This window comes from Azoarcus sp. TTM-91 (genome assembly GCF_012911025.1).
GTDB lineage: Bacteria > Pseudomonadota > Gammaproteobacteria > Burkholderiales > Rhodocyclaceae > Azoarcus.
Map to the genome: position 1 here is coordinate 17,132 of NZ_WUEI01000062.1, position 10,553 is coordinate 27,684.

Below are 10,553 nucleotides of genomic sequence, written 5' to 3' on the forward strand. Positions count from 1 at the left end.
GGCCGCGGTGCCGACCTGGCCAGGGCGGCCGCGCCCGATTCGGGTTATGGCGTAAGGGTGGACCGGAAGGCGGGAAGGAAAAATCCGGAATCCGCAGGGCTTTGTCCGCTTTACGCAGGGGCGGGCAAGGGCGCTGCAGCCAGCGGCCTTGCTTGAGTCTCTTTCAAGCAGGGTGCGGGGTGCCACGGCTTACTCAGTCCGGCTCGTCATCATCGCTTCCAGGTGCTTCGCCAGGGCAAGTGTGTTGAGAACGGAAGAATGCCCGGCGCCGAGAACCCGCTCCATATCCGCTATCAGTGAGTGGAGAAGGCTGAGCGCGGCGGCAGGCTCGCCCATGCTCCCGGTAAGGGCAGCGATGCTCTGGCGGGTACTCAGTGTGTCGAGGTGATCGGGGCCGAGCGCCTGCTCCTGGTCAGGCAACAGTGTGCGAAAAAGCACCAGTGCGGCTGCGGGGTCGCCGGTATCCCGGGTGAGAGACGCAATGTCGTAGCGGGTGCTCAGGGTATCGGGGTGCTCGGCGCCGAGAACGCGTATCCGGGCGGGCAGCAAGTCCTGGAAAAGCGTGAGCGCCAGCGCGGGCTTGCCGGTGCTCCACGTTGCTTCGGCGATGTTGCCACGGGTGCCCAGGGCATGAGGGTGATCAGGCCCGAGGATGCGTTCCACGTCGGGCAGCAGTTCCTGGAGCAGCTTGAGGGCGGTTTCCGGGTCGCCCGCCTTGCCGGTCCAGAACGCGATGTTGTTGCGGGCGACGAGGGTGGCCGGGTGCCTGGGGCCGAGCAGCCGCTGCATGTCGGGCAGCAACTCCCGGAAAAGCGTGAGTGCGTCCCCGGGGTGTCCTGCGTCGCCCGTCCAGGAGGCAATGTTGGCCCGGGTGATGAGCGTGTCCGAATGGTTGGCGCCGAGTATGCGTTCGATGTCGGGCAGCAGCGCGCGGAAAAGCTGGAGTGCGGTCGAGGGCTCGCCGGCGTCGCCGATGAAGGAGGCGAAGTTGCTGCGGGCGACGAGCGCATCCGGATGCCCGGGGTCGAGCAGCCGGTGGGCCGTCTGTTGTGTCCAATCCAGAAAGGGCCGGCGCAGGCTTGCAGCCTGAAGCCCTTCGAAGGGCTCCTCGAAGGCGAGCGCGCGGGTGATGGCAGTCTCGCCATCCAGAAGCCCGTCGGCGACGTGCTCGCGCAGCAGGCTGATCGCATCCGCGAGCGCCGATTCCTGCACCGGTCCGAAATCCGCCGGGCGTTCGAAGCGCATTCTCTCGAAGAGCCGGTCCAACAGGGCGGTGAGGACGTCGCGTGCCCATGCTCGCTCCTCCGCCGGCGTCAGGCTGGCGATCAGGCTGGCTTGCATGTGGCGGTGAAAGCCGTGAAAGCCGGGGCGGTCGCCGACCGGATTGACGAAAGACCAGTGCTCGCCGACCAGCCAGGCAAAGTCGTGGCCTTCGATGTCTCCACGTTCGCGCAGGAGGTCGAAGATGCCGCGATCGAACTCCAGGGCCACGGCGAGCGCCTGCAGGGCGCGCAGGTGCTGCGGCGCCAGGTTGCGCAGGAAGCGCCGCTCGAGTTCCGCCGGGGTGTCGCCCAGCAGGTCGGGGGTGAAGGCGCCCGCATTGTCGCGGATCATCAGTACCGCGAGGTCGAGGTAGTAGGGCAGGAAGCTGGGTGGCTTTCCGGGCAGGCGTTCGGCGGCTGCGCGCAGGATGGCGTCGAGGTGACGCTCGATCAGCCCGGCGATTTCGTGGCGGCCCTGCGCCCGTTCCCAGGCAGCGGCTTTTTCGACCAGGAAGCCGCGTGCATCGTCTTCGGTGAGGCCGAGCAGCTCCGCCTGGTCGTTGATTTCGCGCGCCCAGTCGGTGCGTACCCGCTCGCGGCCGTAGAACTCCGTCCAGCGCAGCTTCTCGCGGCCGAAGACGATGAAGCCGATGCGTCCGCGCAAGGGTTTGCCATCGGGGGGCGGTAGGGTGTCCGCGCAGCGCAGGACTTCGGCCACCAGCGTGGCCAGGGCCCATTGCGCGTCCGGACGCGATTCACGGGATTGCACCCGCTCGAAGCCGTCGATGACGAGGCAGAGGGCCGTCTGCGGGTGGTGGGCGATCGCCTCCAGCAGATCGAGCGCCAGTACGGTGGGCATGCGTTCGGTGCGCTCGCGTTGCGACCAGCTCTGGGGCGAAGCGTCGAAGCGCTGGTGCGCGCGGCTGTGCCGGAACCACTCGCCCAGCCTGGGGAAGAGCTTGTTGAAGCCCTGGGCGGTCGCCATCGAGGGAACACTGAGGCCGACCGCGGCGCCGAGGTTGCCGATGAGGTCGGCGAGGTCCAGCAGGCCGGCCATCGTACCTTCGCCCCGGGTATGGCGGCGCAGCGTGATGGCTTGGTCCGGGTGCTCCGCCTGCAGCCAGGTGAGGTAGACGTAGTCGAACAGCGGGGTGGCGATGCCGGCCTTGCGCAGGGCGGTGCGCACGCGGCCGAGGAAGAGGGCGACCGGCAGGTCCGGGCGGATGCTGTCGGAGTCCAGGTCCAGCTCGGCCAGGGCAAAGGGCGCGATGCTGTAGCGATCCCGGGCGAGCTTGGCGCGGAAGTCGGCAATGCCCTTTTCCCGCAGGGTGGTCTTGCCCACACCGCCGACGCCGTGGAAGCTCAGTACCGCGCCCTGGGTGTGGCCCAGTCCCAGGCGCAGGCGTTCCAGGTGGGCATCGAGGTCGGCGCGTTGCTCGTTGCGGTCGGTGAAGAGGGCGAGGGCGCGTGGCGGCGAGTCGGACATCGTAGGCCCCGGCAGCGAGAGAGCGGATGCCGGATGGTAGCGCATGCCCCCGGCGTAGCGGGGGGCACACGGCGGGCGCTGCAGGGCGGCGGAGCCAGGGCAGGCTGGCGCACCACGCTCCAGCGCGCAAGGCCGCGGGTCTGCGAAAGGGAAGGGCCGCGAGGGAAGGCATGCTGACGGTCGGCTGACAAAAATGTTTTGTCCGAACGCAATCGGTTAAACTCCACCGCCATGGAAACTGCTTCAGAACCTCCAAGTAGCCCGCCGGCGCCCGCCGGCCCTTGCTGCGCTCCTTCCGAGCTTCAACCCGATTCCCCCGCGCCTACGCGGGCTCGCCGGCCAAGCGCCGGACATCTCCCGCATTCCCGCGTCCGCACGCCCGGTATGGCCACGTCCATGCCGGGCCGCCTGTGCTCGTCTGCCCCGTTTTCCCTTCATCGCATACAACCATGATTGAACTGCTTACCGATCCGGCTGCCTGGATCGGCCTTGCGACCCTGGTCGTGCTCGAGATCGTTCTCGGCATCGACAACCTCATCTTCATCGCCATCCTCACCGAGAAGCTGCCGCCGCATCAGCGCGACCGGGCGCGGGTGATCGGCCTCAGCCTGGCGTTGCTGATGCGCCTGGGCTTGCTGTCGGTCATCTCCTGGCTGGTGACGCTGACCACGCCGTTGTTCACCGTGCTCGGCTTCGGCCTCTCCGGCCGCGACCTCATCCTGCTGCTGGGCGGCCTGTTCCTGCTGTTCAAGGCCACCACCGAGCTGCACGAGCGGCTGGAAGGCGTGGAGCACTCGAAGACGCGCAGCAACGGCTACGCCAGCTTCGGCCTGGTAGTGGCGCAGATCGTGGTGCTGGACGCGGTGTTCTCGCTCGACGCGGTGATCACCGCGGTCGGCATGGTCGAGCATCTGCCGGTGATGATGGCGGCGGTGGTGATCTCCATCGGCGTGATGCTGCTCGCTTCCAAGCCGCTGACCCGCTTCGTCAACGCCCACCCGACGGTGGTGGTGCTGTGCCTCAGCTTCCTGCTGATGATCGGCCTCAGCCTGGTGGCGGAAGGCCTGGGCTTCCACCTGCCCAAGGGCTATCTGTACGCCGCCATCGGCTTCTCCATCCTGATCGAATTCTTCAACCAGCTCGCCCGCCGCAACATGGTGAGGCTGGAAGCGCGCCGGCCGCTGCGCGAGCGCACCGCCGAATCGGTGCTGCGGCTGCTGGGCGGGCGCATGCAGCGGGAGGAACAGGCGCCGGCGGACGAACAGGGCAGCGCGCCGGCGGAGCTGCCCGCCTTCGCGCTGGAAGAGCGCCACATGGTGAGCGGCGTGCTGTCGCTGGCCGAGCGCAACCTGCGCTCCATCATGACCCCGCGTGCCGACGTCGCCTGGATAGACCTCGACGCCCCCGCCGACGAGGTGAAGCAACAACTGCTGGAGGCCGCCCACGGCATGCTGCCGCTGTGCCGCGGCTCGCTGGACGAAGTGGTCGGCGTCGCCTGGGCCAAGGATCTGCTCGGTGTGCTCATGCGCGGGGGCAAGCTGGAGGAAGCCGCCAGCCTGCGCGCGCCGCTGTACGTGCCGGAGAGCACCACGGTGATCAAGCTCATCGACATCTTCCGCGACACCCGTGGCCAGCTCGCGCTGGTGAATGACGAGTACGGACTGCTCAAGGGCGTGGTGACGCCGATGGATGTGCTGGAAGCCATCGCCGGCGAATTCCCGGACGAGGACGAGGAACTGGAGATCCGCGAGAACGGCCCCGGGCAGTGGATCGTCGCCGGCAGCGCCGACCTGCACCAGCTGGAACTGGCGCTGGAAACCGACGGCCTGGTGAGCGAGGACGAGAGCTACACCTCACTCGCCGGCTTCCTGCTGGCGCGCTTCGACTACCTGCCCAAGGTCAGCGAGGTGATGCCCTTCCGGGGTTACGAGTTCCGGGTGATCGATGCGGACGAGCAACGCATCAAATCGGTGCTGGTAAGACGCCAGCCGGCGGAGAGCCTGGCTGCCGCGTGAGGGCAGGGCGGTGAGCTGCGGGCTGGGCGGCAGCCACGCCATCCAGCAACCGCCGCCAGCACTCCCTCTCCCCTCGCGGGAGCGGGGGAGAGGGGGCGCCCCGCAGGGGCGGCTTCGGCGCCACAGGCCCAGGCGCTGCACACCGCCTCTGTTCCATGCCCCACCGGGCGAAACAGTGCCTCGCCTTCTTCCGCCCACGCCCGCAGGAAAGAGGGGAGCCATTCCAGTAGGGCCACCGCATTGAAGCCCTCCATGCCAGCGTTATTTCACCTTCTCCTCCTGGATCCACCCGGTAATACCCTCCCGCTGCAAAAATCCCGGATGCGCTAGCATCGGCGCTTCGCTCCGCCGGGCTGCCCCCTCCCGCCCCCGCAGCGGCGGGGCTTCGGGAGTTACGCATGGATTGGAGCAACGAGTTGATCGACAGCCTCACCTGGCTGGCGATTGCCTTTCCCCTCTGTATCGTCGGCCTGGCGGCGGTGCTCGCCGGGCTGGCGCACCACACCGCCTGGGGCCGCCAGGTCCGCCGGCTGGCCTGGCCTTATTTCCAGCCGGGGCGCAGCTGGGTGCCGCTGGCCTGGCTGGCACTCATCGTCTTGTTCACCCTGCTGTCGGTACGCATGAACGTGCTGTTCTCGTACTGGTACAACGGTTTCTACAGCGCGATGCAGGCGCTGGACGCCGCCGCCTTCTGGTTCATGCTCGGCGTGTTCGGCGTGCTCGCCACCCTGCATGTGCTGCGCGCGCTGCTGGCCTTCTACCTGCGGCAGGCTTTCATGATCCGCTGGCGGGTCTGGCTCACCGAGGCGCTGATGGCGCGCTGGCTGGACAAGCAGGCCTACTACCGCACCCATCACGTGGCCCAGGCCATAGACAACCCGGACCAGCGGGTGCAGCAGGATGTGGACAGCTTCGTCACCAGTTCGCTGACGCTGTCCATGGGCCTGCTGGACGCGGTGGTGTCGCTGTTCTCCTTCACCCTGATCCTGTGGACGCTATCTGGCGCGCTGGCGGTGTTCGGCGTGGAAGTGCCGCGGGCCATGGTGTTCCTGGTGTACCTCTACGTGATCGTCGCCACCGTGTTCGCGGTGCGCATCGGCCGGCCGCTGGTGGGGCTGAGTTTCCTCAACGAGCGCTTCAACGCCAGCTTCCGTTACGCGCTGATCCGCCTGCGGGAGTACGGCGAGAGCATCGCCTTCTTCCGTGGCGAGGCGGTGGAGCGCAAGACCCTGGCCGGCCGCTTCGCGGATGTGATCGCCAACAGCTGGGCCATCGTTTTCCGTTCCCTCAAGTTCCAGGGCTTCAACCTCACGGTGAGCCAGATCGCGGTGGTGTTTCCCTTCATCGTCCAGGCGCCGCGGCTGCTGAGCAAGGAGATCACCCTGGGCGACGTGATACAGACCGCCCAGGCCTTCGGCCAGGTGGAGGAGGCGCTGTCCTTCTTCCGTACCTCCTACGATGAGTTCGCCAGCTACCGCGCGGTGCTGGACCGCCTCACCGGTTTCCTGGACGCGGTGGAGGAAGCCGGCCAGCTGCCGGTGCTGGCGCCGACGCCGGAGCAGGGCAGGCTGAGCCTGCAGGGTCTGTCCGTGCGCAAGCCGGCCGGCGAGGCGCTGGTCAGCGATCTGGCGCTGGAACTGCAGGCCGGCGATGCGCTGCTGATCCGCGGCCCCTCCGGCATTGGCAAGACCACGCTGCTGCGCGCCATCGCCGGACTGTGGCCCTACGTGGAAGGGCGCGTAGGCCGGCCGGTGGAGCGCGCCGCGCTGTTCCTGCCACAGAAGCCCTACCTTCCGCTGGGCTCGCTGCGCACCGCGTTGTATTACCCGGAACCGCCGGCGGAGGATGGCCGCGCCGAGGGCGTGCTGCGCGTGTGCCAGCTGGCCAACCTCGTCGGCCGGCTGGACGAGCAGGCCGACTGGGGCCGCATCCTGTCGCTGGGCGAGCAGCAGCGCCTGGCCATCGCCCGCGCATTGCTGGTGCAGCCGGAAATCGTTTTCCTGGACGAGGCCAGCTCGGCGATGGACGAGGGCCTGGAACATGCCATGTACGGCCTGCTGCGCGAGAGCCTGCCGAACACCATCATCGTCAGCGTCGGCCACCGCAGCAGCCTGGGCGCCTTCCATACCCGCACGCTGGAACTGCTGGGCGAAGGGCGCTGGCGGTTGATGCCGGGCTGAACACGCGCAGCCTTTCTCATGGCTGAAGCGGCCAGCGCGGCAGCCTTGCCCGCCGGCCGCTTGCCTTTCCGGGCCCAGGCGCGAGCCATCTCCTGCGACCGGCGGACAAAGCCTGCGGGATTCGGATAGCCGCCGCGGCCGCTCGCCGCTAGCGTCCGGGAAAAGCCGCACACGCCGAGTGCGGCGACATATTCCCGACGAGAGAGGCTGCCATGAACAAGCACAAGCCGGGCTGTACCCGGCCGGACCGCCGCGACGCGCTGAAAGCCGCCGCCGGCGCCGGCCTGCTCGCCCTCGCCCCCGAAGCCGCGCTGGCCGCCCGCCAGCCGGAGCCCGCGCTGGATACGCGCAGCGCCAGCCTGTGGTCGCTGTGGCTGGACACCCTGGTGCCCGGCGCCGCCCAGGCCGGCGCCGCCGATTACCTGCAGGCCCAGCTCGCCCTGCCGCGCGACCACAGCGCGCTCTTCCTGCGCTACATGGACTGGCCGGGCGACTACCGGGCCTTCTACCGCGATGGCATCCGCGCGGTGGACGTGCTGGCCCAGGTGCGCAAGGGCCGGGGCTTCGCCGCGCTCGACGCCCCTGCCCGCAGTGCGCTGGTGGGCGAGATCGCCGCCGGTGCGCCCGCGCCCTGGGTGGGGCCGCCGGCCGGGCTGTTTTACTTCGTCTGCAAGGCGGATGGCGCCGACCTGGTGTTCGGCACCCGCGCCGGCTTCAAGCAACTGGGGCTGGACTATCGCGCCCACGTCGAACCGGCCAGCGCCTGGCCGCGCAAGGCATGAGGGCGCGGACGATGAGGATGGCAAAGGAAGTCGACGTGGTGATCGTGGGCGCCGGCCAGGTCGGCAGCCTGATGGCGGCCAAGCTGGCGGCGGCAGGGCGCTCGGTGACGGTGTTCGAGGCCGGCGCCGAGCGCGGCGCCCAGAGCCTGGCGAGTTCGCAGATCTGGGCACGGCAGCTCAAGGGCACGCCGGGCGTGGTCGCCAGCGGCGGCGCCGATCCGCTGGGGGTGAATTTCAACACCGGCCAGGGCGCGGGCGGCTCGGCGGTGCATCACTACGCCTGCTGGTTCCGGCTGCATCCAGAGGATTTCGAGATGCGCAGCCGCCACGGCGTCGCCGCCGACTGGCCACTGGGCTACGAGGATCTGCGCAGCGCCTACGACGCGGTGCAGGAGGAAGTCGGCCTGGCCGGCGATGCCGCCGCCGAGCGCTGGCGGCCGCCGGGCGCGGACTATCCGCTGCCGCCATTCCCGCGTTTCCGCCAGGGCGAAGTGCTGGCGCGCGGCTTCGCCCGCAAGGGCCTGCATGTGTCGCCGCTGCCGCTGGCCATCGCCACCGTGCCCTACAAGGGGCGGCAATCCTGCATCTACGACGGCTGGTGCGACGCTGGCTGCCCCACCGGCGCGCTGGCCAACCCGCTGGTCACCTACCTGAAATGGGCGAAGGAACAGGGGGCCGCCATCGCCTACCGTTCGCGGGTGGTCCGGCTGGTGACGGACGAGGCGGGCGGGCGCGTCACCGGCGTCATCGTCTCGCGCGATGGCGAGCGCTACTTCCAGCCGGCGGCGCTGGTCATCGTCGCCGGCTTCGCGCTGGAGACGCCGCGCCTGCTGCTGGCCTCGGCCACCGAGCGCCATCCGCAGGGACTGGCGAACGGCTCCGGCACGCTGGGGCGCTATCTGCACAGCCATGTGGCGGGTGGCGTGTTCGGCCTGTTCAACGAGGAAACCGACCCCCACCTGGGCGTCAATGGCGGCCAGCTGCTGTGCCAGGACGGCTACGCCAAGCCGGTGGCGGAGGGCAAGGACTTCGTCGGCGGCTACCAGTGGCTGATCGGCCACTCGGCCAAGCCCAACGACCTGCTCGGCATCGCCTGCAGCCGGCCGGACCTGCACGGCGCCGCCTTCAACGCCTTCATGGCCGACGCGGTGAAACACTTCGGCTCCATGACCGCGGTGGGCGAGAGCCTGCCGCTGGCGGAGAACCGGGTGGAGCTGGCGCGGGAGCTGGACGAACACGGCATGCCGAAGATGCAGGTGACCCACCGCTGGGACGACAACGCCAAGCGCCTCTACGCCCATGCGATGAAGGAGGGCGTGGACATCTTCCGCAGCGCCGGCGCACGCGAAGCCTGGCATGGGCCGATGGCCGGCATGCACCTGCTGGGCGGCGCCCGCATGGGCAAGGATGCCGCCAGCTCGGTCACCGACGGCTACGGCCGTTGTCACGAGCTGGCCAACCTCTTCATCGCCGGCCCCAGCCTGTTCCCCAGCGGCGGTTCGGTGAATCCCACCTTCACCGCCTCGGCGCTGGCCCACCGCAGCGCGGCGCACATCGCGGCGGAGTGGCGGCGCTATACGGCTTGATTGATCAATCGCGGGCGACGAGGAAAGGCAGGTTGGCGGTGGCGGCCTTGCCGCTGGCGTCGCGCACGGTGATGAACAGCCGGTAGGCGCCCGGTTGGGCGGGGGCGATGAAGCGCACGCTGGCGGCATCCGCCTGCAGCACTTTCACCGGGATGCGGGCCGGCGCGGTTTCGATGTCGCCGCCCAGGCGCAGGTCGGTGGCTTCGGCCAGCACTTTCCAGTCGGTCTGCAGCGGGCCGTTGGCGGCGGAAACCGCATCCACGCCGGCGGAAACTTCGCTGCCGGGCGCGAATACGTCGCGGCCTATGCCGACGCCGCGGATCACCGGTGCCGGCGTGGCCACCGGCTTGCCCCAGGCGGCGGACAGGGCATCGGTCATCGCCGTCTGGCTGCCATCGGGCAGGAGCAGGCCGTGCCAGGTCTCGGTCTGCTCCTGCTTGGCGCCCCACAGGAAAGGGAATACGCCGGCGATCTGCGGCTGATCCCGCAGGTAGGCCAGCGCCTTGCGGAAGAACTCCGCTTTCTGGCTGCTGGTGAGCTCCACCGGCGCGCCCCAGGGCTTGCGGCCGGCCTGCCACTGGCCCAGCGGGCCGAGTTCGGCGACCACCACCGGCTTGCTGATGCCGGCGGTGCGTAGCCGCTGCGGCAGGTCGAACACCGCGCCGGCGTAGATGTTGATGCCCAGCATGTCCACCTGCTGGCAGCAGTCGGCGAGCTGGCGCAGGCGTTCCATGCTGGTGTCGGCCACCACCATCAGCGTCGGGTGCGTCGGGTCCAGCGCCTTCACCAGGCCGGCGATGCGATCCACCTCGCGCCAGGCCGGCGCGGGGTCCGGCATGTCGGTCTCCACCTCGTTGCCCACGCCCCAGGAGAGCAGAGCGGGGTGCTTGCGGTAACGGCGCACGAATTCGCTGACCTGGCGCTCCTGCGCCGCGCGCGCGGCATCGTCCTCCAGCCGGAAGCCGTGGCGCGGATGGCCCAGCCAGATGCCCATCACCACCTTCAGGCCCAGCTTGTGCGCTTCGTCCAGCACCCAGGCGTCGGACTCGCGATAGACGCGGATCACCTTGGCGCCGGCCATCGCCAGCGCGGCCAGCGAGGCACGGTCGCCTTCAAAGGCGGCGCCTTGCCATTGGGAGCTCGCAGGCGCCGCCTTGCCGGGCGTGGCGGCGGCCTGGGCCGGGGCGGTGCCCAGGGCGAGCGCAGCGACCAGCGCGATGCCGGGGCCGAGCCGGGCAAGGG

6 protein-coding genes are annotated in these 10,553 nt (G+C 69.5%); 4 read left to right on the plus strand and 2 right to left on the minus strand.

Annotated elements, in window-relative coordinates:
* Positions 1 to 189: 189 nt before the first annotated feature.
* A complete protein-coding gene (locus GRF61_RS15885; RefSeq protein ID WP_169151609.1) occupies positions 190 to 2,748 on the minus strand; it encodes a tetratricopeptide repeat protein in 2,559 nt (852 codons plus the stop codon).
* 449 nt (positions 2,749 to 3,197) lie between these two features.
* Here GRF61_RS15885 and GRF61_RS15890 point away from each other — a divergent pair, with 449 nt between their 5' ends.
* The 4 genes from GRF61_RS15890 to GRF61_RS15905 all read left to right on the plus strand — a co-directional run bounded on the left by GRF61_RS15890 (position 3,198) and on the right by GRF61_RS15905 (position 9,311).
* Entirely contained in the window at positions 3,198 to 4,763 is a 1,566-nt protein-coding gene (locus tag GRF61_RS15890) for a TerC family protein (protein ID WP_211166011.1), read from the plus strand.
* 398 nt (positions 4,764 to 5,161) lie between these two features.
* A complete protein-coding gene (locus tag GRF61_RS15895; RefSeq protein ID WP_169151610.1) occupies positions 5,162 to 6,943 on the plus strand; it encodes an ABC transporter ATP-binding protein/permease in 1,782 nt (593 codons plus the stop codon).
* A 212-nt stretch (positions 6,944 to 7,155) separates the two neighbouring features.
* Positions 7,156 to 7,725: a gluconate 2-dehydrogenase subunit 3 family protein gene (locus GRF61_RS15900; protein WP_169151611.1), complete on the plus strand. Its 570-nt coding sequence runs from the start codon at positions 7,156 to 7,158 to the stop codon at positions 7,723 to 7,725.
* A 17-nt stretch (positions 7,726 to 7,742) separates the two neighbouring features.
* Entirely contained in the window at positions 7,743 to 9,311 is a 1,569-nt protein-coding gene (locus tag GRF61_RS15905; RefSeq protein WP_211166012.1) for a GMC family oxidoreductase, read from the plus strand.
* A gap of 4 nt (positions 9,312 to 9,315) precedes the next feature.
* Here GRF61_RS15905 and GRF61_RS15910 read toward each other — a convergent pair whose 3' ends face one another.
* The gene (locus GRF61_RS15910; protein ID WP_248281277.1) at positions 9,316 to 10,506 is read right to left on the minus strand and encodes a glycoside hydrolase family 2 TIM barrel-domain containing protein; all 1,191 of its coding nucleotides are present in this window, start codon (positions 10,504 to 10,506) and stop codon (positions 9,316 to 9,318) included.
* Positions 10,507 to 10,553 lie beyond the last annotated feature (47 nt).